This window comes from Azotobacter salinestris, from assembly GCF_009363155.1.
Lineage (GTDB): Bacteria > Pseudomonadota > Gammaproteobacteria > Pseudomonadales > Pseudomonadaceae > Azotobacter > Azotobacter salinestris.
In genome coordinates, this window is sequence record NZ_CP045303.1 from 122,282 (window position 1) to 143,447 (window position 21,166).

At 63.0% G+C, this 21,166-nt stretch carries 20 protein-coding genes; 18 read left to right on the forward strand and 2 right to left on the reverse strand.

The annotated features are described in order from the left end of the window. Positions 1 to 403: 403 nt before the first annotated feature. From ssb to traV, 18 genes are all read left to right on the forward strand, one after another. Complete coding sequence (gene ssb, locus GCU53_RS24305) at positions 404 to 880, forward strand: single-stranded DNA-binding protein (protein WP_152390138.1); 477 nt, start codon at positions 404 to 406, stop codon at positions 878 to 880. A gap of 151 nt (positions 881 to 1,031) precedes the next feature. Beyond that, positions 1,032 to 2,183 carry a RecT family recombinase gene (locus GCU53_RS24310; protein ID WP_152390139.1) on the forward strand — a complete coding sequence of 384 codons (1,152 nt, stop codon included), beginning with the start codon at positions 1,032 to 1,034 and terminating at the stop codon, positions 2,181 to 2,183. A gap of 151 nt (positions 2,184 to 2,334) precedes the next feature. After that, positions 2,335 to 2,499, forward strand: a complete 165-nt coding sequence (locus GCU53_RS24315) for a hypothetical protein (protein ID WP_244307282.1) — start codon at positions 2,335 to 2,337, stop codon at positions 2,497 to 2,499. Between the two features lie 208 nt (positions 2,500 to 2,707). Next, positions 2,708 to 3,181, forward strand: coding sequence for a hypothetical protein (locus tag GCU53_RS24320; RefSeq protein ID WP_152390140.1), 474 nt, complete (start codon positions 2,708 to 2,710; stop codon positions 3,179 to 3,181). Next, the gene (locus GCU53_RS24325) at positions 3,168 to 4,208 is read left to right on the forward strand and encodes a lambda-exonuclease family protein (RefSeq protein ID WP_152390141.1); all 1,041 of its coding nucleotides are present in this window, start codon (positions 3,168 to 3,170) and stop codon (positions 4,206 to 4,208) included. Before GCU53_RS24320 ends, GCU53_RS24325 begins: the two co-directional genes overlap by 14 nt. 103 nt (positions 4,209 to 4,311) lie before the next feature. Then, the gene (locus GCU53_RS24330; RefSeq protein WP_040107296.1) at positions 4,312 to 4,572 is read left to right on the forward strand and encodes a type II toxin-antitoxin system Phd/YefM family antitoxin; all 261 of its coding nucleotides are present in this window, start codon (positions 4,312 to 4,314) and stop codon (positions 4,570 to 4,572) included. Further along, the gene (locus tag GCU53_RS24335; protein WP_157731523.1) at positions 4,569 to 4,910 is read left to right on the forward strand and encodes a type II toxin-antitoxin system RelE/ParE family toxin; all 342 of its coding nucleotides are present in this window, start codon (positions 4,569 to 4,571) and stop codon (positions 4,908 to 4,910) included. The genes GCU53_RS24330 and GCU53_RS24335 overlap by 4 nt, the downstream gene beginning before the upstream one ends. Positions 4,911 to 5,072: 162 nt before the next feature. Then, a complete protein-coding gene (locus tag GCU53_RS24340) occupies positions 5,073 to 5,372 on the forward strand; it encodes a hypothetical protein (protein ID WP_152390143.1) in 300 nt (99 codons plus the stop codon). 236 nt (positions 5,373 to 5,608) lie between these two features. Continuing rightward, complete coding sequence (mobH, locus tag GCU53_RS24345; protein WP_152390144.1) at positions 5,609 to 8,212, forward strand: MobH family relaxase; 2,604 nt, start codon at positions 5,609 to 5,611, stop codon at positions 8,210 to 8,212. Then, positions 8,205 to 10,043, forward strand: coding sequence for a conjugative transfer system coupling protein TraD (traD, locus tag GCU53_RS24350; RefSeq protein WP_152390145.1), 1,839 nt, complete (start codon positions 8,205 to 8,207; stop codon positions 10,041 to 10,043). The genes mobH and traD overlap by 8 nt, the downstream gene beginning before the upstream one ends. Positions 10,044 to 10,057: 14 nt before the next feature. Then, on the forward strand, positions 10,058 to 10,348 hold the full coding sequence (locus GCU53_RS24355; RefSeq protein WP_152390146.1) for a hypothetical protein: 291 nt from the start codon (positions 10,058 to 10,060) through the stop codon (positions 10,346 to 10,348). Between the two features lie 78 nt (positions 10,349 to 10,426). Continuing rightward, positions 10,427 to 11,077 (forward strand): IncC plasmid conjugative DNA transfer DtrJ family protein, encoded by a 651-nt coding sequence (locus GCU53_RS24360; protein WP_090733048.1) that lies wholly within the window; start codon positions 10,427 to 10,429, stop codon positions 11,075 to 11,077. 97 nt (positions 11,078 to 11,174) lie between these two features. Continuing rightward, positions 11,175 to 11,966 carry a DsbA family protein gene (locus GCU53_RS24365; protein WP_152390147.1) on the forward strand — a complete coding sequence of 264 codons (792 nt, stop codon included), beginning with the start codon at positions 11,175 to 11,177 and terminating at the stop codon, positions 11,964 to 11,966. Beyond that, positions 11,959 to 12,249 carry a type IV conjugative transfer system protein TraL gene (traL, locus tag GCU53_RS24370; RefSeq protein ID WP_090733043.1) on the forward strand — a complete coding sequence of 97 codons (291 nt, stop codon included), beginning with the start codon at positions 11,959 to 11,961 and terminating at the stop codon, positions 12,247 to 12,249. Before GCU53_RS24365 ends, traL begins: the two co-directional genes overlap by 8 nt. After that, complete coding sequence (locus tag GCU53_RS24375) at positions 12,249 to 12,881, forward strand: TraE/TraK family type IV conjugative transfer system protein (RefSeq protein ID WP_152390148.1); 633 nt, start codon at positions 12,249 to 12,251, stop codon at positions 12,879 to 12,881. The genes traL and GCU53_RS24375 overlap by 1 nt, the downstream gene beginning before the upstream one ends. A 168-nt stretch (positions 12,882 to 13,049) precedes the next feature. Continuing rightward, positions 13,050 to 14,072 (forward strand): TraK domain-containing protein, encoded by a 1,023-nt coding sequence (locus tag GCU53_RS24380; protein WP_152390149.1) that lies wholly within the window; start codon positions 13,050 to 13,052, stop codon positions 14,070 to 14,072. Positions 14,073 to 14,081: 9 nt separating this feature from the next. Beyond that, positions 14,082 to 15,413 carry a TraB/TrbI/VirB10 family type IV secretion system protein gene (locus tag GCU53_RS24385; RefSeq protein WP_152390150.1) on the forward strand — a complete coding sequence of 444 codons (1,332 nt, stop codon included), beginning with the start codon at positions 14,082 to 14,084 and terminating at the stop codon, positions 15,411 to 15,413. An 11-nt stretch (positions 15,414 to 15,424) separates the two neighbouring features. After that, entirely contained in the window at positions 15,425 to 15,916 is a 492-nt protein-coding gene (gene traV, locus GCU53_RS24390) for a type IV conjugative transfer system lipoprotein TraV (RefSeq protein WP_152390151.1), read from the forward strand. A gap of 510 nt (positions 15,917 to 16,426) precedes the next feature. Here traV and brxL read toward each other — a convergent pair. Further along, entirely contained in the window at positions 16,427 to 18,466 is a 2,040-nt protein-coding gene (gene brxL, locus GCU53_RS24395) for a protease Lon-related BREX system protein BrxL (protein WP_152390152.1), read from the reverse strand. A gap of 14 nt (positions 18,467 to 18,480) precedes the next feature. Beyond that, on the reverse strand, positions 18,481 to 21,108 hold the full coding sequence (pglZ, locus tag GCU53_RS24400) for a BREX-1 system phosphatase PglZ type A (RefSeq protein ID WP_152390153.1): 2,628 nt from the start codon (positions 21,106 to 21,108) through the stop codon (positions 18,481 to 18,483). Between the last annotated feature and the right edge of the window lie 58 nt (positions 21,109 to 21,166).

Below are 21,166 nucleotides of genomic sequence, written 5' to 3' on the forward strand. Positions count from 1 at the left end.
CTCCTGTGTGGCCATTTCCCGCCACTTTTTGGCTTGAAATTGGGTTATTCGAACAGACCAAAGGGCGACCGCAAATTTGCGTGCGGCGGCTCGATTGCAATAGGCGGCGGACTGTTGCAGACTCCAGCCACGCCCTTTTGCGGCGCTAAATAGGCCTGCCGGAACTCCGGCAAGTGCCCTTCAAGCCCTGGTGGCTTAATCGGCTGAATAAAGCCGTCAAGAATTCCCCCAATTAAATTGGCCGACGTGCGTCTGCCGATTTAGTCGCGTAGTCATTACGCAGACGGGTGGTGCCGTCTCATAAATCACCTTAAGAAACGCTCTTAAAAAAACCAACCCATCGGGGTCGCAGACTCCCGCTTGGGGAAAATGCCGCCCCGTATTATCCCGAAAGGAGAATCTTATGGCGCGCGGTATCAATAAAGTCATTCTGCTCGGCAATGTCGGCGGTGATCCGGAAACTCTCTCCCTGCCCAACGGCAATGCGGTGACCAACATCACCTTGGCGACTTCCGACACTTGGAAAGACAAGCAATCTGGCCAGCAACAGGAGCGCACCGAATGGCACCGCGTGGTGTTCTTCGGCAAGCTCGCTGAAATCGCTGGAGAATATTTGAAGAAAGGCGCTCAGGTTTATATCGAGGGCAAACTGCAAACCCGCAAGTGGCAGGGACAGGACGGTCAGGACCGTTATACCACCGAGATCGTCGTCGACATGAACGGCACCCTGCAATTGCTCGGCGGGCGCAGAGAAGGAGGCGAGGGGCAATCCCCGCAGCCTCAGCCGCGTGAAAGCGGAAACTCGCGTAAATCCAAAAATCAAGGAGACAAGTCAACTCCGGCTCCTCAGCCGGCTTCCGATGACGACTATCCTTTTTAAATAAACGGCGGACATGAACTCATGCCCGCTTCCTGATCTGTAAAACAAAACCAGCGCCAGAAACAATCCCGGCACTATCCAAACCCTGAGGGGCGACTTGTCCCTTTGGGGGCCGTTCGCCCTGAAGGAATATTCTGAAAGGAGAACGGTTATGAGCGAAGTTCAAAAAGAGTTTCAAAATGCAGTGGCAATCATGGTCAAGCTTGAAGACAAGTTCATTGAGCTTGTGAAGACATCGAATACGGATGTCGCCTTCAAGAATGAGTTGCTATATGCCTCGCAGGCGATGCTGAATAACGACTATCTCTGCAAGGTGGCGCTCAGCAACTCGCTGAGTTTGCGCAATGCGTTCAGCCAGGTGGCCGCGTGCGGTCTCACGCTGAATCCCGCCCGGGGTTTCGCGTACCTGGTGCCTCGCGATGGGCAGGTCATCCTGGACGTGTCCTATCGGGGCATGATCAAGGCGGCCGTGAACGATGCCGCCATCAAGGACTGCATCGTCGAGCTGGTCTACGCGAACGACGAATTCGTCTATCGCGGCAAGCGGCAGAGCCCGACCCACACGTTCAACCCCTTCGACAAGAAGGCCGATCGTGGGGAGTTCGTCGGGGCCTTTGTCGAGGCCTTGCTGCCCGATGGGCGTGTCCATGTTGAGGCCGTCACCGCCGAGGAAATCTACGTGGCGCGCGAGGCTTCCGAGCTGTGGAAGCGGAAGAGGAAAGGCCCCTGGGTCGACTTCTTCGCCGCCATGGCGAAAAAGAGCGCCATCAAGATCGCCAGGAAATACTGGCCTCAGTCGGGACCCAAGCTGGATGAGCTGATCCAGTACCTCAACACCAACGGTGGCGAGGGGTTCGCTTCGCACGACGTGCCGCTGGCGGTCGTCGAGCGGGTGATCGGGGCCAACGATGAGGTCGAGCCGGTCGAGCCGCTGCCCACTTCCAACCAGGAGGAGGCTGCGAGCGAGCCGTCTCCTGCCGCTCAACCGGCGGAAGTCGATCCTGAACCCGAAAGGGCTGATCCGCCTGCTGCCGAACCTGCCGCCGATTCTGCACCTGCTGCCGATCCTGAACCGCAGGCCGTCGAAGGCGAGGTGATGCCCGCGAAAGAGCCGGAGCCCAAGCCTGCCGAACTGCCTGAGAAGGTGGTGAAGAAGGTGGCGGAGCTGGTTCGCCGCGCCAGTGCCCAGGGTTGCTGGGCTGCGGCCAAGGAGTACGTCTCCACCTGGCCGGAAGAGGCACGGCAATACGCGCTTCAACAGCTCAAGGCCGGCGAATACCTGGCGGCGAGCGAAGGGGAGTGAACCCATGGCCGATCTGATCGCGACCATCCTGTTGCTGCTGTTGCCGTAAGGCCTGCAGCCATTTGAAACCCACCCTGAGGGGGCATGTCCCTCTCCGGGGGTGTGCCTTTCTCGGGGACGAGAAAGGAATCACACCATGCGGACTTACCTGTTGAGCGTCACCGACATGAGCACCCGGCAGCGGGTTTCGTACCGGTGTCGGGCCAGAACCTTCGCGGCCGCGATGAAGATGGCCGAGAAGGAGCATCCCGGCTTTTTTGCGGCACTGCGGTCTGCGTTCAAGGAGGGGCACAACCATGCGCCCATCGACACCTGAGCGTCTGAAGGCTTCGCTGCGGCACTGACCGGAAATGAAATTGATGCCCGGTACGCGAGCGGCACTGCGCGTTAATACCGGCTGAGCGCTGGAATTCCAGCAAAAAAAATTCCCTGAGGGGCGAACCTGCCCCTTGGGGGACTCGTTCGCCTCGAGGGGACTGCTTGGGCTTTTGAGCCTGGGCGGTGCACTCGAAAAGGAGAACGAGATGGAAGCTTTTGAAATCTGCCAAGAGGCCTACCTCCTGGCGCGGCATGAACAGGAGTCGATGTTGCTGGGCAGGTCGTACATGAAGCCTTCGGCCTTCCGCGAGAAGACCGAGACGCTGCGTGAGGCGACCGATGCGCAACTGCTCAACGCCCTGCAGGTCCTCGGCGAACAGGCCGGCCGTGATTTCCTGAGTCTTCAGGGACCCATCGACCGGCGGCTCGCCGCGGTGCTCGACACGGCCAGCCGGACCCGCAAGAACAAGCTCGACGGCTTCGGGCTGGTCGGCGGCCTGCTGAAGAAGGGCAGCCGCTTCGCCAGGGGGTTCTACAAGACCTCTGGAGTGGAGCCAAGGGCGCTCTCGGAGGATCTGAGGCGGTGTCACCTGTACCGATCGGGTGGCCTCTGTCTCAGTCCAGAAGAAAAAGCTCGCCTGGGATTCGTCGAGCTGGAGGTGAACGATGAAGGTCGTTGATCTCGAGCAGCGGACTCCTGAGTGGCTGCAATGGCGTCAGGAAGGTGTCAGCGCAACCAGTTGCGCCGTCATCATGGGGCACAACCCCGACAAGACGCCTCTCGAGCTCTGGAAGGAGCTGGTCGGACTGACGACCCCGCCCGACCTGTCGGTTGTTCCGCAGGTAAGGCGTGGCCAGAAGTTCGAGCCGCTGGCCCTGCAGATGTTCGAGGAGAAATACGGCCAGCTGGGCCTGCCGATCTGCGCCGAGTCGCAGGAGCATCCGTTCATTCGGGCCTCCTTCGATGGCCTGCTGGGCGATGACTCCCCCGCCGAGATCAAGAACCTCGCGGAGGACAATCATCTGCAGGTGCTGGCGCTGCGGGAAAAGAGCCCGGCCTTCCAGCTCTATCGCTGGCAGGTCATGCACCAGCTGATCGTCTGCGGCGCGCGGCGCGGGTACCTGTGGTTCTGGTCGCCCAAGCACGAGCCGTGCTGCCTGGTGGTCGAGCGGGATGACCTGCTCATCCAGCGCATCATCGAGGCAGAAAAAATCTTCTGGAACACGGTGGAAGCCGGGACGCCCCCGGCAGCCGATCCCCTGCGGGATGTGCTGCCGATGGAGCAGACCGACGAAGCCGCCTGGAAGGCGTTGGCGGAAAAGCGTCGCGAGCAGGAGGCCAGGCTGGTCGCCCTCAAGGCGCAGCTGAACGCGCTGCAGAAGGAGGCCGGCGAGCTGGACACCCAGCTCAAGCTCCTCGTGAGAGGAGCCGGGTTCCGCCGGGCCGACGCCTACGGGGTGAAGATCACCGCCTACGACGTGGCAGGCTCTGTCGACTGGAAGGCGATTGCCGAGGAGATGGCCCAAGGGAAGGAAATTCCGGCGGACCTGATCCAGAAACACCAGGGCGACAGTGGCTGCCGGACGCGCATGACGGTAGATCCCCACTTCGACCCGAACCAGCCGGCACCGGTGCTTCGCATCCGCAAGCCGGCACAACCTGAACCGGAGGAGCAGCCGCCCTTTGCGGCCGGTTTCTGGTTCTGATGCACAATCCTTCAACCCGGCCTCGTGCCGGGTTTTTTGTTTTGTCGACGTAGATCTAAATTTAGTCTATAAATAGACTTCTTAAACGCAGGATCTGGCTGACATGAAAATCGAGACGATCAGCTTCTTGAAGAAGCACGCCGCATCGTTGGACCTAACCGAGCCCATGGTGATCACCCAGAACGGTCTGCCCGCCTATGTCATCGAGTCCTATGCCGAACGCAAGCAGCGCGATGAGACGATTGCGCTCGTCAAGCTCCTGGCATTGGGCTCCCGTGACAAAGAGCAAGGCAAGCTGGTGTCGGGCGACACGCTCCTGGATCGGTTGGCACAACGATGCCAGCAACCCAAAGGAACCCCATGAGCTTCGACGTTCAGTTTGCTACTACTGCTGAAACCAGCCTGTTTTCCCAGATCGCCCACCTGGAGCCGTACCACGGCTATGACGGGGCCTATGAAAAGCTCTCCACCTTGGTGGCAGAAGTTATACGCCGCCTGGCCGATCACCCGTTGGGCTACCCCATCAGCGCACAAGCCAGCGAGCTTGGGATCACCCATTACCGGGAGCTCAATCTCGACGGCTACCGCGTCTTCTATGAATGCGACGAGGAAAAGCGCCTCGTGGTGGTCCTGCTCATCCTGGGGCAGCGACAGAGCATCGAGCAGCAACTGATCCACTACTGCCTGATGTTCGCTCGTTGAGCCGTAACCGCCAGTACACCTGGCAAACCGCCGAACCCGCCCTTGGTGACGGTCGTTTATCGGTGCTGGTCTGGGGAAGTGGCCAAGAGCGTGGGAAAACTATCCGCCAGCCGGCCGATACCGGCACCGGAATCTACAACAAGCTAAAAAGAGAAACGGGCAATGAGCAATAAATACACTCTCGACCAGACCGAACTAGACGAACTCGCCGCCAATTGCCGCGCCCTCTCGGAGTTCATCAAGGATGAAGAAGACGATGGCCGCGCTGCTGAGCTGAGAGAAATTTATGGGACATTCGTGGACATTTTGACCGGCGTGCACAGTGGCGCCCCCGAGATGGCCGACACCCTCAAGGCCATCAATGTGCGCGGACAGGACAACCAGACGTTGAACGATCTGCACGGTGCCGCTTCTGCCTTGGTGGTAGTCATTGAGCGCGAGTGGGATCGGCGCAAGGTGTGACCCGCCGTCTGCACCACAAAGGCCTCGCATACCACCGGGACTACTGGCGCGGGCGCCTGGAGGAAATTCACTGGCCCAGTGAGCAGATCAATATCCCAACCCCCGTGCAGTCCTGCTGTCGGGGTTTTTTTCGTTTCGATCCGGTAATTTCAAGCCAAAAAGTGGCGGGAAATGGCCACACAGGCGCGATTTGATTTCCGATCATGGGGGCTCGACCCACTGCTACGAGAGTCCTCATGTTCCCGTCCTTCCTCAAACGCTGGTTGTTCGGCGACAACTACGCCTCGCTCTTCGCCGAGGCGCCCCATCCGGCCGAGCGGCTGATTCCCCCGGAGCTTCGCCCCTACCTGGAAAACCATAACTGGCGGAACCTGCGCTATCCCCCTTACCAGGAGGGCTATCCCGGCAAGGTGACGGGCGAGTGGTTCATGCGCCACTACCAGCGCAAGCTGATCGACCGCATCGCAGGCTCCATCGGCCTGCCGAAGGACGAGTACCAACGCTATGTCGAACCGATCCTGATCAATTTCGCGGAGCTGGCGCACCTGCTGCCGGCCTCGGAGAATCATCACCACGCGGGTCCCGGCGGGCTGCTGCGCCACAGCCTCGAAGTCGCCAACCTCACCCTGGATGGGTGCCTGACCACCGCCTTCGACACCGCCGAGACGCCGGCCCGGCGCAGCACTCGCCGCTGGCGCTGGAATGTGGCGGGCGTCGCGGCGGCCCTGCTGCACGACGCTGGCAAGGCCCTTACCGACCTGCGCGCCACCGACTTCGAGGGCAAGCTCGAGTGGAACCCCGGACGGGAAACCCTCCACCAGTGGGCGATGCACCACAAGCTCGATCGCTACTTCCTGCACTGGAATGCCCAGCGCCACGAAAAGCACATCCAGGTCTCGGTCGCCCTGGCACATAAACTCATCCCCGATGAGACTGTCGCTTGGCTTATGGAAGGCGGGCGGGACATCTACGAGGCCATATTCGATGCGATTGCGGGCAACGCGAACCCCGCGCCCCTGACCGAATGGGTACGCCGGTCGGACTCGGCCTCGGTCAAACGCGACCTGCTCAAGGGGCCGAGCCATGCCGGAGGCGGGGATACCGGCGTGCCGGTCATCCGCCTGGTCAGCGACGCCATGCTGCGCCTGCTCAGCACGGGACGCTGGACGGTCAACGCGCCGGGCAGCCGGGTATGGGTGGCCATCGATGGCGTCTATATCGCCTGGCACAGCGGTGCCGAGGAGATCGTCAGCCTGCTGGTGAAGGACGGGATCGTGGCCATCCCGCGCTCGCCGGAAACCCTCCTGGCCATCCTGGCGGATCATGGCCTGGCCCAGCGCCGGGACGATGGCGACCTCTACTGGCTCGTCACCCCGCACGTCCTGTGCAGGAACGGCAAGGGGCCGGCTCTGCGCTGCCTGAAACTCAGCTCCCCGGACGTGCTGTTTCCGCATGTGCCGGTCCCGCCGCCGACCTCCATTCTCCTCGGCAAGGAGGGCGAGCAGATCGAGCTGATCGCGCCCAACGAAAAAGGTCTTCTCGATCGCGAGAAGCCGGTTTCCGTGCCGACCGCGGTGGCCGCCCAGGGACCCGCGGCGGCGAAACCGCAGCCGCCGCGCCAGCCAGAGCCGGCTCCCGAGGCCGGGCAGAGCGACATTTCCGTTCCCCGGATGCCGACCGAGCCCAGTACCCCGTCGATGCCGGCCCCGGCGGCTGCCGAGGTGCCCTCAAGCGCCCCGCCGGCGCCCAAGACCGCCGAGGCCGCGCCGCCGGCCTCGAGTGCCGAGCCGTCCGACGAGCCCCCTGAAGAGGCAATGGAAGATCCGGATGCAGAGCTGGAGCGGATGCTGCTGGGCACAATCTCGCCGGAACAAAGGGCCCTCGCGACGTCCAACCTAGAGTCGGCCCCAGAGCCAGAGGCGCCGGAATTCCCCCGAAAAAGCGGCAAGGTTTCGCTGGCCGATCTGTTGGGCACGCCGGTCGATGGAGAGGCGTCCCCCGAGTCGAGCGCCGAGACGGCTCCCCGAAAAGCCGCACGCGGCAAGGTTCCGCTGGCCGAAATGCTGGGCACGCCCGCCGATGCCCCGTCGGCCCCTGAGCCAAGCCCCGAGCCCGAGGCCACCCGCGGCAAGGTCTCGTTGGCCGCACTGCTGGCCGAGCCCGAGCCTGCGCACTCCGACAGCCAGCCCCAGCCGGCCCCCGAGCCGCCCATGCCGCTCTCCGAGTCCCGGGCGGAGGCAGCCGTGCTGACGCCCGAGCAGGAAGCGCGACTGACGCCAGCGGAGATCGCCCTTCTCGAGGCCCAGCCCGCATTCGCCCGCAAGCTCCTCACCTGTCTGGGCACTCCGCAAGAATTGCGACCGGTCTATGGCCGGGCATTCATCCTGCTGGACGAGACCCATTTCACCCCAGACGACATCCAGCCGCTCTTCAGCGCTGGCTGGCTCTGGCAGGACTTCACCCAGGAAGGCGCCCCGCTCACGCGGGGTTTCTATAACCGAACCGGCTTCCTGTTCACTGCTCAGCTGAGTGTGATCCTCTGCAAGCTCGCCGGGCTGGACTGGGACATTCCGCATATCAGCCGTGTCCCGGAAGAAAAGATCTCCCGGTATCGCGACTACCTGGCGGCGGTGCTGGAACAGGCCCGGCCCGAGAAGGTAGGGGGCGTGGACACCCTGGTGGTCAACCCGACCCAGATCGGCACGCTCGCCCTGCAGTTGAATACCTCCGTCCTGGACGTCGAGAAGGCCATTTTCAGCTTGCGCGATGCGGCCAAGGTGCCCGTCCGCAAGAAGACCTATATCCGTGCTCTGCCCCAGGAGGTGGCCATCCATGAGTGAATGGAATTACACGAACCTCTGGCGCCCGAACTACGAGGCCGCGGAGACGGCCGCCTGGTGTGCCTCCATGGTGGCCAGCACGGCGGTGCACCTGTCGACCAGCATGCCGCTCACCCCCTACCTGATCACCCTGGGCGTGCAGGCCGGTTTTGCCCTGGCGGCGCTGCCCAAGGCCATCCGTATCCACCGGGCCAAGGCGTGCCTGTGCGGGGTCGAGATGAGCTTTGTCACCCTGGAGGCGCTGCTGAAGGAAACCCGCAAGATGCCCGAGCAGATCTATTACGGCACGGCCTTCGGCTGGGGGCAGAAGCACGGGCAGATGGCCTTCGAGCTGCTGTCGCGGGACATCGACAAGCTGGTGGCCAAGAAAGGCCGGCGCAAGGCGAGCGTCAAGGGGAGCCGCTGGATCCACGGCCTCGGCATGGCGGAAGAGGAGCCCTGTTTCCGGCCGGAAGACCAGCGTTCCATCCACCACCTGATCATCGGCACGACCGGCGCCGGCAAGACGCGCCTGTTCGATCTGCTGATCAGCCAGTGCATCGCCCGCGGGGAGGCCGTCATCGTCATCGACCCCAAAGGCGACAAGGGGCTGGCCGAAACCTGCCGGCTGACCTGCGAGGCGACCGGCGATCCCGACCGCTTCAAGTATTTCCACCCCGGCCACCCGGAGAAGTCGGTTCGCCTCTCGCTCACCAAGAACTATGGCCGGGCCACCGAGGTCGCCTCCCGCGTGGCGGTGCTGATGAAGAGCGAGGCGGGCGATCCCTTCCAGGCGTTCGCCCAGATGGCGCTCAACAACGTCATCCAGGCCATGCTGATCTGCAACATCCTGCCCACCCTGGTGGGGATGCGCCGCACGCTGGAGGGCGACATTCCCGGCCTGACGATCAAGGTCGTCACCGCCTACGGGCGCCAGGTGTTCGGTGCAGCCCAGTTCGACAGCATGGCCGACACCGCCGTGCGGGCGGCGAAGGCGCGCGACGTCGAGGCCCGCGCCAAGGTGCTGCGCAAGCTCTACTACAGCGACATCGCCGAGGCCGAGCCGAATCCCGACATCGAGGGCCTGCTCACCATGCTCGAGCACGAGCGCACCCACTTCGGCAAGATGATCGCCGGCCTCTTGCCGATCCTGGTCATGCTCACCTCGGGGCACATGGGGCCGTTGCTGTCGCCGGTGTGGGACGATGGCGACGAACGGCCGATCTGCGACCTGAACTCGGTCATCAATGCGGCCCAGGTGCTGTATCTGGGCCTCGATGCCCTGTCCGACCCCATGGTCGGCTCGACAATCGGCTCCCTGGCCCTGGCGGATCTGGCCTCGACGGCCGGCGAGATCTACAACCATCGCCAGCCCAAGCCGGTGAACATCTTCGTCGACGAAGCCGCGGAAGTGCTCAACGACCAGCTGATCCAGCTGCTCAACAAGGGCCGCGGCGCGGGGATCAACCTCTACATCGCGACCCAGACGATCGCCGACTTCAAGGCCCGGATGGGCGACGAAGCCAAGGCCCTGCAGGTGCTGGCCAACGCCAACCACATCGTCGCGATGCGCGTGCTGGATACCGACACGCAGGAGTTCATCGCCAGCAAGATGCCCATGAGCCGCTACCAGTACGTCATGCGCACGCAGGGCAACTCCAGCGGCGAGGCCGGCGTGCTGCAGTCGGGCAATGTCGGTGAGCGGCTGATGGAGGAGGAGGGGGAGCGCTTTCCCATGGCGCTGCTGGGCGAGCTGCCGGACCTGGAATACCTGGCGGTGTTCGCCGGCGGCGACATCCGCAAGGGACGCCTGCCCATCCTGCAACTCCCTCAATCCCCCTCGGCCCACTGATCCGGAATTCCTGCATGTCTACCTCCATTGCCCGCGATATCCAACGACTGGCCGGCCTCGACGAGCCGTCGACCACGCTGCTGCGCTCCTTCGATCTGGAGTGGCGCTGCGGCAGCCGTTTCATCAAGACCCTGCTGCTGGCCGGCTACAACCCGCCGATCGTCGGCACGGCGCTGACCGAGGCCCTGCCGCGCTATCGGCGCATGTGCCAGCTGGGCATCGCCGACTACGAGCGCCTGAAGTTCGTCCTGGGCCATCTCTATCGGCGCTCGAGCAGGTCGACCAGCGCCCCGGCGCCGAGCTGACGACCCGCTGGGGCCGTCACGCCTACGTCCCGTCCGAGGTCACCGAGTACCTGATCCAAACGCACGGAGCCGCCGAGCATGTCTGAGGTGATCGAGGAGAAGTGGCCGAAAGGACTGGTCGCCTCGCTGGCGTTCTTTTTCATCCTGGTCCTGATGCTCGCCACCGTGGTGCCGAACGCCCTGATCGACCGGGTGCTCACCCTGGAGCGACAGTGGGGCTACGGCCTGCTGACGAAGGAAGACATGAGCCAGGTGATTCGACGTACCGGCAGTGTGTACACCACGCTGGTGATCGACTCCGGCGCCAAGGCGGCGGTGTCGGATCTGCTCATGCCGCGGGGCGAGCGGCTGGTCGAGTCCTTCGAGGCGAAGGTCGATTGGTGGTTCGAGTACCTGGCCTCGCGGGGAGCGGCCCTGCAGAAGATCCTCTACCAGATGGTCTACCGGATCATGATGATGCTGTTCTGGTTGCCATTCCTGGCGGTGGTGCTGCTGCCGGCGGTGTTCGCCGGCTGGATGCGCTGGCATGCCAAGCGGCACAGCTTCGACTACGCCTCGCCGCTGCTGAACAACAACGCCGTGGCCATCCTGTCGTGGGGCGCCATCCTGTTGCTGTTGAGCGTCCTGCTGCCGGTGCCGATCCCGCCGCTGCTGGTCTGCACCTTCATCCTCATCCTGGTGCCGGTCGTTTTGTCGCTGTTGATCAGCAACTTGCCCAAGCGCATTTGAAGGGGGCCTTTCAAGCCAGAAAGTGGCGGGAAATGGCCGCACAGGCGCGAATCGGCTTTTCACAATGGGGCAACTCCATCCACACAGGTTGCCCCGCATGTCCTCCATGTCCATCCGCTCAACGCTGCTCACCACTGGGCTCGCCACTGCCCTGGTGGTGGGCGGCTTCTATCACTTCAAGCTCGTCGGCCAATGCCAGAGCGAAATGGCCGACCTGAAAAACCAGCTGGAAATGCTTACTCCGGCAGGCATCGACACCGCGGCGATGACGGAGCTCATCGGCAATCTGAAGCTCGTCCCATCCGGGGAGGCGGGGAATACGGGGGATGCCGTGCCCGACAACTGGATCTACGGGGCGGCCACGGCCCGCTACACGCTGGTCGAAATGACCGATACCGAATGCCCCTACTGCCGCGAGCACTTCCCCCTCCTCAAGGGCCTGATCGACAGCTCGGGCGGGCACATCAACGCGGCGCTGCTGCATGTGCCGGCCCACGGCGAGGCTTCGCGCAATCAGGCGCTGGCCATCGAATGCGCCGGCGAGCAGGGCGGCTCGGAGGCGGCGTGGAAGTACGCCGAAAGCGTATTCCAGAGCACCCCCTCCAACGGCAAGGGCGTGTCCGGGTCGCTCACCGGCCTGGCCACCGCCCTCGGCCTCGACGGCAAGCGCTTCGCCAGCTGCCTTGACTCCATCGAAGCCGTCGACCGCGTGAAGGCCGACCTGGACCAGGCCCTCAAGCTCGGCATCACGCAAACGCCGTCCACCCTGGTGGTGGACAACGAGTCCGGCCAGTCGCTGGTGCTGCAGGGCGCGCATGCCAGCCGCGACGGAATACTGCAGGCCCTGGAAGGGCTATCTGGCCAGAGCAAGGGGGCCGACCATGAGTAACGACGGCGTGAGAATTCCCGCATACATCGACGAGCCACCCTACGTGCTGTTCTGGCGCATCGACGAGGTGATGCCGATCGGCATCGCCATGGTCGCCGGCGTGCTGATCGCGCAGCTGATGGTCTGCCTGGTCGTCGGCTTCGCGCTGGCGCGTTTCTACCGGCGCTACTGCGACAACCGCCCGGACGGCTATCTGCTGCACGCCCTGTACTGGCACTTGGGCGCGATTTCCGGAAAGAACGCCAGGAGCATGCCCAATGCCTATGAAAGGGAGTTCATCTGATGCTCGCCAAGAATCTCAAGGACACCTTCGACACCCTGCGCGGCGAGGCCAAATTCCTGCGCATGGTCGTGCTGGGGCTGATCGTGGCCAACCTGTTCGTCTCCTGCGTGGCGATCAGCCGGGACCAGGTGGTCACCGTGGTGCCGCCGACGCTGGCCGAGCAGTCATGGGTCAGCAAGACCCGGGCCGGGGAGGAGTACACCGAGGCCTGGGCCATGTACATCGCCATGCTGCTGGGCAACGTCACCCCCTCGAACGCCACCGTGGTCAAGGAAGCGCTCGGCCCGATTCTCGACTCGGGCATCTATCAAGACGTGATGGAGGTGCTGGACTATCAGATCTTCCTGATCCGCCAGGACCGGGTCTCGCTGGGCTTCGAGCCTCAGAAGGTGCTGCGCGATAACGCCAATCCCAACAAGTTCTTCGTCGTCGGGCGCTCGGTCAGCGAGGGTCCGATCGGGGACAAGAAGCGCCAGGCCCGCACCTACGAGATGGAACTGCAGATCCGCAACTACCGGCCGTTGCTGAGCTGGCTCAACACCTATTCGGGGGATGCCCGCAGCCAGGATGTGATCGACCGGGAGACCAAGATGAACGAGCGCATGGAGAAGCTGCACAACAAGACGGAATAGGTCTGCGCCGTATCGGCGCGGAACGGCAGTGAGGGCCAGCCTTCCTTTGGAATGGCTGGCCCTCTTCGTTTTTTGAGGTCCTTTCAAGCCAGAAAATGGCCGGAAAAGGCCGCACAGAAACAGATCGACTTTTCAGAATGGAGGCATCCGAGCACAGAGGTTGCCCCCATGCGTCCTATCCCATCTGCCTTACCGTCCCGCTCCGCCCAACGCTTTCGGCCTGCCGCCCTCCTGCTGGCCATCGCAGCTGCCACCAGCCATGCCGCGGATGACGTCAGTATCCCCGGTCTGAACCTGCCGATGGCGGCCAGCGAGCTGGCGCCCGCCGTCGAGGCCCCGGCCGAACCGGCGCAAACCGAGCGGAAAAGCTCTGCCCGACTGGCCGCCGCCGAACTTCCCGCGGTTCCGGCGCAGGTCATGGCCAAGCCGCAGACGGCGCCCGTGCTGGTCGAGACCCGCCAGGAGGTCCTGGTGTCGCCCGGCTCCAACACCCTCATCCCGATCAGCAGAGGGCAGATCAACCGGCTGGTGACCCCCTTCGAGCGGCCGATCGTCCAGACGGTCAGCGAGGCGGCCATCACGTCGAGCGGCAATGCCCTCTACGTCACGCCGCACACCGACCAGCCCATCACCCTGTTCGTGACGCCGGAGGACGACGAGTCGATCGCCCTGTCCCTGACCCTGCTGCCGCAGCCGGTGCCGCCGATCCAGGCGAACCTGATCCTCGCGCAAAACGGGCCGGGCGGCTGGAAAGGCCAGGCGGTGCAGACCGGCGCCAACACGAGCACGGAACAGGCGAGCAAGTGGGAGCGCAGCCAGCCCTACATGGACTCCTTGCGCAGCATCCTGCGCGACATGGCGCTGGGCACCCTGCCGCCCGGCTACAGCTTCGGGGCGCTGCCCTCGGGCGCTTCGATCCCGGCCTGCGCCCAACCGGGGCTGAAGTTCGATTTCAGCAAATCGCAGCTGATCACCGGCCACGACTTCCGCATCTTCGTGGCCGTCGCGCAGAACATCTCGAGCCGGACCCTGGAGTTCGATCACGGCGCCTGCACCCATCCCTACCGGGCGGCGGTGAGCAGCTGGCCCCACGAGATTCTGGAGCCGGGTCAGAAGACGGAAGTGTTCCTGGTCACCCGGGTTCCCGCGGACGCCCCGGACCGTTCTTCCCGTCCGAGCCTGCTGCAGTAAGGAGCCCCCATGCAGAATCTCCAGAGCGTATTCGAAAACCTCACGCCAACGGCCAAACGGACCCTGGCCATCGGCGGCACGGTGGCGGTCGTCGGCACCCTCGTGGCCGTCGCCATGAGTGCCGCCAATCCGGACAGCAGCGCGCGCAGCGCCCCGAGCAAACCCAGGGTGGAGGCGATCCTGACCGACGACGATCCTCGTTCGATGGGCCTCGATGCCCTGGTCACCCAGATCCAGAACCTGCAGAAAAGCCAGTACCGGATGGAGCAGGCGATGGGGCTGCGCGAGAAAGAGAAGCAGGACGATCGAACCCAGCAACACGTCAACGAGCTGGAAAAGGAGCTGAAAGAACTGCGCAATTCGCTGGCGCAACTGGAACGGCGCAGCGAGGCGTCCGAGGCACGTAGCGAGGAGGCCCCGCCGGGCTCGTCCCTGGCAGACGAATCCTACGCGCCGGCCAGACGAACGCCCTTCGTTTCCCGGGCGACCAGCTCGCCGGCCGCGCTGAGCCAGGTGTACGCCGACATGCCGGCACCGACTGCCGTCGGCGTGCCCGGCCACTCCGGTTCGGGCGAAGCCGCCGCCCCGAAGATCCGCACCATCCGCAGCGGCTCGAACGCCAAGGACGCGGGCAAGGACAAGCTGCCCAAGGCGGTGACGGTCAGCCTGCCGGCCGGCGCCATCCTCTCGGGGGTGCTGGTCACCGGCATGGACGCCCCAACGGGCAGCAAGGCCCAGAAAGACCCCTATCCCAGCCTGGTGCGGATCAAGAGCGAGGCGATCCTGCCCAACCGCTTCCGCGCCGACTTCCGCGAGTGTTTCGTCATCGCCGCCGGCTGGGGCGAGCGCAGCTCGGAGCGCGCCTACATGCGCGCGGAGCGGTTGTCGTGCGTGCGCAACGACGGAGCCGTCCTCGAGACCACCCTGGATGCCTACGTGACCGGCGAGGACGGCAAGGCCGGCATCCGCGGGCGGCTGGTCAGCAAGCAGGGCCAGTTGCTGTCCCGTGCGCTGCTGGCCGGGTTCGCCGAAGGGATTTCTTCCGCCTTCGATGTCCGCCAGGTGCCCTCGATCAGTGTCACCCGCGGCGGCGATGGCGACTCGGGCAAGGTCTCCAGTCCCGTCTACGAGCAGGCGCTCGATGCCAATGCGATGCAGGGGGCCGCGGTGCGCGGTGTCGGCAGCGCCCTGGAGCGTCTGGCCGATTACTACATGGACATGGCCGAGGAGATGTTCCCGGTGATCGAGATCGATGCCATGCGCGAAGTCAACTTCATCATCAAGAAAGGCCTGTCGGCCCAGTTCGACGAAAGCACCCTGAAACTCAGCTCTGCCAAGTGAGGAAGACTCAAATGACCCAGAAGATTGTTGTCCTGCTGGCGCTGGTCGGCGCGATTACCGGCTGTTCCAGCCTCAAGATCGGCGAGGAGGAATACAGCTGCAAGGGCATGCCCGAAGGCGCCACCTGCATGTCCGCCCGGGAGGTGTATGCGGCCACCGACGGCGGCGCCTACAAGACGGTGCTGCGCCAGGAGCAGGACAAGGGCACTGCGAAGAAAGGCAAGGACAAGGAGAAGGAGGGCAAGGAGGGCGAGCCGGAAACCCGTGTGCTGTTCGCCGAGGGCGCCGACAACACGCCGCTGCCCATGCGCGTGCGCAGCCCGTTGCCGATCCGCAGCCAGGCGGTGGTCATGCGCATCGCCGTCGACCCATGGGAGGACGACAACGGGGATCTGTACGTGCCGGGGTTCGTCTACACCGAGATCGAGGCGCGGCGCTGGGAAATCGGTACCCGCAATCCCCAGGTGATCCCGTCACTGCGCCCTCTGTCGGTCCAGAAGTGAACCTGAGAGCCGTGGAGTCCGAGTACAGCACTTCGCTGTCTCGGTCACGCTCGAGTTCGGTGATGCGTGCGATCACGCCCATGGTCATTTTGCCTGCCAAGCTGACGAGATTCATACCGCCGAAGGCCAGGCAGTGGACCCGGCTGCCAGCGGCAGGCAAACGCTCGACCGTAGCTCGGACATCCCTGGCTTTGCGGTCGGAGCCAACTATCACATTCACATCGATCTGCCTGAGTCACCCTGCCACAGTGACGGCATGCCACAGTGACGTAGTACGCCATCTGGGTACACTGCAGATGGTCATCACTGTGAGCTTTCTGCTTCCATAGCACGCTTTGCCGGCATGTTGTCCTCCAGCAGCATCGCCGGCTTCTTCTTTTTTCATCTGCTACTGCCCACGGTAGCGTTTCCCCCATCCCTCTGCTCTGTGCTGACCAGCATTGAGGATTGTCCTACAAGTTATGCGAATTTCTAACTCAGGACACTCGGAGATAGTCTCGTATACTCGGCTCAATCCACCCCCAACGCCTTGAACACCGCATCCACCGGGTCAGCATAGAAGCTGGTCTGGAACTTGGTGAACAGCTCTGGCGGGATGGTCGGGATGTCCATGGCGCTGTTCATCGGCAGGGCTACGCGCTTGCCGCCGGCGTCGAAGGTGACCTGAAGGCATTCGGCGATGCTTTCAACCGGGGTGATGTTGCCGCCCAAGCTCATATCGCCCAGCACCACCATCTGGCTCTGAACCGGCCGCCCCAAGAGGCCGGAGGCGAAGGCCACCAAGCTGGGTAGGGCCATGTGAGTCAGCGGGCCGGTGTTCTGCAGCTCGACCACGTGCAGGTGGAAGTCGTGATCTAGGACCTTGGCTGAGGCGCTGATGCGCGTCGCGTTGGCCTTGAAGTAGTCGAAGGCGATCTTTACCTGCTCCTTGGTGGTGCTGGAATTCCACAGGCCGGAAGTGGCCAGCTTGCCGGTACCTTTGGTGACCTGCAGCTCCAGGCGGTACAGCCCGGGCATGCCCTTGCCGCTCAGGCCGATGGTGTGAATGAAACCGGGCTTGCTCTGACCTTCAGAGATAAGCGCACCGCCGCCTTGCTCCTTCACGGTGACGAAGTGCTCTTCCAGGGATTCGTTGTCGATGTAGCTGAAGTGCACATCGTAGAACTCCATGCCGCCGATCTTCTTCAACTGCTCCTTCACCCGACGGCGCACCTGCAGGGCGTACTCCAGGCACTGGCGCACATCCTCCTTGGTGAACTGGTCATGCGGGTACAGCAACTTGAGCAGTCCGGACACCGTCTTGCGCACGGCGATCACATCACGCTGGTTGAGGTTGTTACCCAGCTTGAAATGCTTGTCGATAGCGTCGGCGAAGCTGCGCTTGCGCATCTCGCGAAAGAACTCCGCCAGGTAGTCGACGATCAGCCCGTACTTGTTGGTGAAGTACTCCGGACGCATCTTCGGAATCTCCCAGCCAGGGATGTAAGCGTGGAAGCGATCGAAGAAGGCCGAATCGATCATCTGCTCGGGGAAAGGGGCCAGGAGATGGCTGGTTTTTACCAGGGACTCGATGCTCTGATTGATGTTGCCGACAAAGACCATGGAGGCTGAGGCCTCCATCTGCTCACGGCCGCGCCCGAAAGATCCGGAGGCCATATAGTCCTTCATGATCTGCACGCCGTCCTTGTCCTTGAAGTTGATGCCTGCGACTTCGTCGAAGGCAACCACATCCCAAAGCCCCACCAGGCCAATGCGCCGGCTGCTCATGTTGTAGAACAGGTTGGCCACCGTGGTCTGCCCGCCGGAGACCAGCATGCTGTTGGGCGAGCATTCCTTGTAGATATGGCTCTTGCCGGTACCGCGCGGTCCCAGCTCGCAGACGTTGTAGTTGTTCTCGACGAAGGGAATCATGCGGGCCAGCAGGTGCCACTGCACGGATTCGTCCAGGGTCGAGGGTTCCATGCCGATCGAGCGGATCAGGGCCTCGCGCCATTGCACGGTGCTGAAATGGGCGCGGCCGTCGAACAGCTCCTGCAGGTTCATATTTGGCATCTGGATCGGCTTTAGGAGGGTCACGCCGAACGGCGATCCGCTTTGGCCTTCCTCGTGGTAGTAGCTCAGGGTCGCGATGACCCAGATGCCACCCACCAGCAGTTTTTCGTACTCTTTGACGATGCTGGCCGAGATCTCCGCATCCTTGATGCCGAGGTTGCTGAATGAAGCTTCATAGCGGTCCTTCTTTTCGTTGAGGCGCACGGTCACCCGGTCGATCACCTTGTAGGTGCCACGCTCGCGCACCAGGGATTTGACCTTCTCGGCCTCGTCTGGGCGCACATAGTTTTCGGCCAGCACAGTCTTGACGTTGCGCAGCCCCTGCTCGATGACCCCGGGATCGTCCGAGGCGCAGTACATGCCCAGCAGGTATTCAAGCACGTAGACCGGGACGTTGGCGCCTTCCTTGATCAGCTTGGTCAGATCCTTGCGCACCACGCGCCCGGCGAAGTGCTCGTTGAGCAACTGGTCGAGGTCTTTATCCAGTTCGATATCCATCTAGTCTCGTGCTCTCAAAAGAAGTCGTCAGTGAAGGCCAGGTCGATGGTGACGCGGTAGCGCTCCAGCTCGGTGTTCAGATCCTTGTCGCGAAGGATCAGGAAGTAATCCTTCTTGCGGTCGAAATCGCTGCCCAGCAGCGACAGGCGCACCTGCTTGAGCCGTTCGGTCATCGAGTCGGTCGCGCAGTCGAAGGTCACCAGCTCCTCGCTGGATACCGCCTGGTCGCCCTCGTAAATGGCAACGGCGACGGTGACCGGCAGCACCTGCTCGCTGATTGCCTCGGTCTGGATCAGGTCGAAACGCTGGATATTGGTGACCATCTTCAGCGCCGACTTCGGCGAGATGACGCCGACCTTGCGCTTGGTGCGCTTCTCGGCCTTCGCGCCGCGGAGCTGGTTGACAGTCAACACCGGAACCACGATCTCCTGGGGCATTGCACCACCGTGCACGAAGCGCGAGCCTCCGACGAAGTGGAGCCGATTGGCTCCCTTGGGGATCCAGAATTGCGTGTCGGATGTCGTCCCCGCCGTCTGCTTCGTCGAGCCCTGCCAAACGTCCTTGGTCGTCGGCAGACTATGGCCGAGCACGTAGCGCTTCTTGCTCTTGAACGCCGTCTCCGGTTTATCCACTAATGCGGTACGGTCGGCCTCCTCCAGCTTGCTCTGCTGGAACAGGAAGCCGTGATCGGCGGTGATCAGCACCGTGCTGGTGTTGAAGTGCATGAGGATCTTGCGGGTCAACTCGGTGAGTTCCTCGATGGCAAATTCGACGTGGTGGAAGGTGTCCGACTCGGAGCCGCCGCCCTTGTCGCTGCGGTCGTCGATCACGTTGTGGTAGACGTAGACCAGTTGCTGATCCTTGAGCACTTCGCGCCCGGCCTCTCGCGACCACTCCTTGACCTGCTGGGCGGTTACCGCAATGCCGTGATACCGAGCCAAAATCTTGTCGCGCAGCGCCGTCCCGTTGGTGGCCTGATCATCCACGAACAGCGTGTCGCCGCTGCCCTCGCGGTACTCCAGGTTCTTGTGCGGCAGCAGCGCGGCCATGCCAAGCGATGTGTAGCTGGGCAGAACGCCGAGCTGGCTGGCCAGGGTCGCCTCGCTGTAGCGCTTCTCGTTGATCCGGTCGCGCAACTCCACCGCCGCCTCGTAGCGGAAGGCATCGCTGATGATCACCACCAGGCGCTTGCTGCGCTGCTTTTCGAACTGCGGGCGCACCCAGCGTTCGTAAAAGTCCTGCTGGTTGGGAATGCCGGCGATCTTCCAGTGCTTCAGCCGCTGCTCCGCCTCGATGCGGTTGCCCCAGCTGCGGCCCAGTTGGTCGAGATACCAGTAGGCGTAGCACTGCTCGACCGCCTCATCGAGCTTCTTGAGCAACTCCACATGGGCGCGCTGCGAGGCCGCGAAGTAGTGCCGGTAAGCGGTGTCGAAGTGATACAGCTCGCTCTCGTAGGCTTTATACAGCGCCTCGCTGCTGTGAAAGTGGAAGCCGGCCGCATGGCTATGGCGCAGGGAGAACAGCTCGATGGCGGCCGACAGCGCGCTATACAGCAAGCGGTACTTGCGGCGGACCTCGTCATCCTTGTGGCGCGACGCCCAGTAGTTGTCCAGACGCTCGGCGATGATGCGCGAGAACAGCGTCAGATCCCGAGGATCGGCTTCCGGAGTCGCCTGGGTCAGATCGACAATGATCTGTCGCTCCACTGCCTCGAAGGTGGCGACGTTGGCCAGCGTTTCCAGTGGCATCTCGCCGATCTTCTCACGGATACGCAGCGCTTCGCCGACCCAGTCCGAGACTTCGTCATAGGCTTTGTAGAATCGCGAGCTGTCCCGCCATCGTGAGAGCAGGGCGCGTGATGTGGCACGGGCGTTGGCCGAAGGAATCGCAATCGCTGTGGCCCAGCCGGGAATATCGGAAATGCTCTCACAGAAGCCGGTTGCCAGCAGGCGGATCAGGAAGTGGCCGAAGCTGAACGGTTTTTCTCCATTCAGCTCCTCCACACTGGCCGGATAGCCCACCTCATCGCGCAACGCTTGGAGCAGCGCCGGTATCAGGCCGAACTTGTACAGATCTTCGATTGCGGCCGGGTTGTTCTCAAGGCCCAGTTCGTCGCGCACAGCCGTCTCGGCCAAGGTGCAGAGCAGGGTAATGAGATCGGAACTGCCCGCCCCAAGCACCACGGCAATCATCGCCAGATCCAGCGCCTCTTCGTCGGCATCTGCCTGGACGAGCCGTTTCAGCGCAGCCAGTCGCGCTTTGCTGCCGAGAAACAACTCGCGCCGAGCCAGGTGCTTGCGCAGGCTCATCTGCTGCAGGCCCAGCTCATTGAGGATCAGCGACACCTTATCGGCATAGAAGCTGCGCGAGTACAGCTTGATGTCTAGCAGCCAGTCATCCTCGGCATCCGGCTCGGCGCAGGGGAAGTACAGCAGGTACTTGCCCTGGGTATCCTCGAGTTCCAGCTTCAGCTTGAGGCCGAAGGTGGATTCGCCCTGCATGTTCAGCACCTGCACATCGGGCAGATCCAGCTGAGACAGCTCATCGGCAAAGCTCTGCTCCGGGTCGTACCAGAACACGATGCGGTGGTTTTCCCCGAAGAATGCCAGCTGCAGGCCTTGGGTCAGTTGTTGCGTGTCCATCAAATCAATCCTTGGCCAGCGTTTTCATGGCGGCTGCTCCGTAATGTCACCTTTTTCT

What these genes read in the sequence shown, in the direction of transcription:
- ssb (WP_152390138.1), top strand. Translation starts at nt 404, where the DNA reads ATGGCGCGCGGTATCAATAAAGTCATTCTGCTCGGCAATGTCGGCGGT.
- GCU53_RS24310 (WP_152390139.1), top strand. Translation starts at nt 1,032, where the DNA reads ATGAGCGAAGTTCAAAAAGAGTTTCAAAATGCAGTGGCAATCATGGTC.
- GCU53_RS24320 (WP_152390140.1), top strand. Translation starts at nt 2,708, where the DNA reads ATGGAAGCTTTTGAAATCTGCCAAGAGGCCTACCTCCTGGCGCGGCAT.
- GCU53_RS24325 (WP_152390141.1), top strand. Translation starts at nt 3,168, where the DNA reads ATGAAGGTCGTTGATCTCGAGCAGCGGACTCCTGAGTGGCTGCAATGG.
- GCU53_RS24330 (WP_040107296.1), top strand. Translation starts at nt 4,312, where the DNA reads ATGAAAATCGAGACGATCAGCTTCTTGAAGAAGCACGCCGCATCGTTG.
- GCU53_RS24335 (WP_157731523.1), top strand. Translation starts at nt 4,569, where the DNA reads ATGAGCTTCGACGTTCAGTTTGCTACTACTGCTGAAACCAGCCTGTTT.
- GCU53_RS24340 (WP_152390143.1), top strand. Translation starts at nt 5,073, where the DNA reads ATGAGCAATAAATACACTCTCGACCAGACCGAACTAGACGAACTCGCC.
- mobH (WP_152390144.1), top strand. Translation starts at nt 5,609, where the DNA reads ATGTTCCCGTCCTTCCTCAAACGCTGGTTGTTCGGCGACAACTACGCC.
- traD (WP_152390145.1), top strand. Translation starts at nt 8,205, where the DNA reads ATGAGTGAATGGAATTACACGAACCTCTGGCGCCCGAACTACGAGGCC.
- GCU53_RS24355 (WP_152390146.1), top strand. Translation starts at nt 10,058, where the DNA reads ATGTCTACCTCCATTGCCCGCGATATCCAACGACTGGCCGGCCTCGAC.
- GCU53_RS24360 (WP_090733048.1), top strand. Translation starts at nt 10,427, where the DNA reads ATGTCTGAGGTGATCGAGGAGAAGTGGCCGAAAGGACTGGTCGCCTCG.
- GCU53_RS24365 (WP_152390147.1), top strand. Translation starts at nt 11,175, where the DNA reads ATGTCCTCCATGTCCATCCGCTCAACGCTGCTCACCACTGGGCTCGCC.
- traL (WP_090733043.1), top strand. Translation starts at nt 11,959, where the DNA reads ATGAGTAACGACGGCGTGAGAATTCCCGCATACATCGACGAGCCACCC.
- GCU53_RS24375 (WP_152390148.1), top strand. Translation starts at nt 12,249, where the DNA reads ATGCTCGCCAAGAATCTCAAGGACACCTTCGACACCCTGCGCGGCGAG.
- GCU53_RS24380 (WP_152390149.1), top strand. Translation starts at nt 13,050, where the DNA reads ATGCGTCCTATCCCATCTGCCTTACCGTCCCGCTCCGCCCAACGCTTT.
- GCU53_RS24385 (WP_152390150.1), top strand. Translation starts at nt 14,082, where the DNA reads ATGCAGAATCTCCAGAGCGTATTCGAAAACCTCACGCCAACGGCCAAA.
- traV (WP_152390151.1), top strand. Translation starts at nt 15,425, where the DNA reads ATGACCCAGAAGATTGTTGTCCTGCTGGCGCTGGTCGGCGCGATTACC.
- brxL (WP_152390152.1), bottom strand. Translation starts at nt 18,466, where the DNA reads ATGGATATCGAACTGGATAAAGACCTCGACCAGTTGCTCAACGAGCAC.
- pglZ (WP_152390153.1), bottom strand. Translation starts at nt 21,108, where the DNA reads ATGGACACGCAACAACTGACCCAAGGCCTGCAGCTGGCATTCTTCGGG.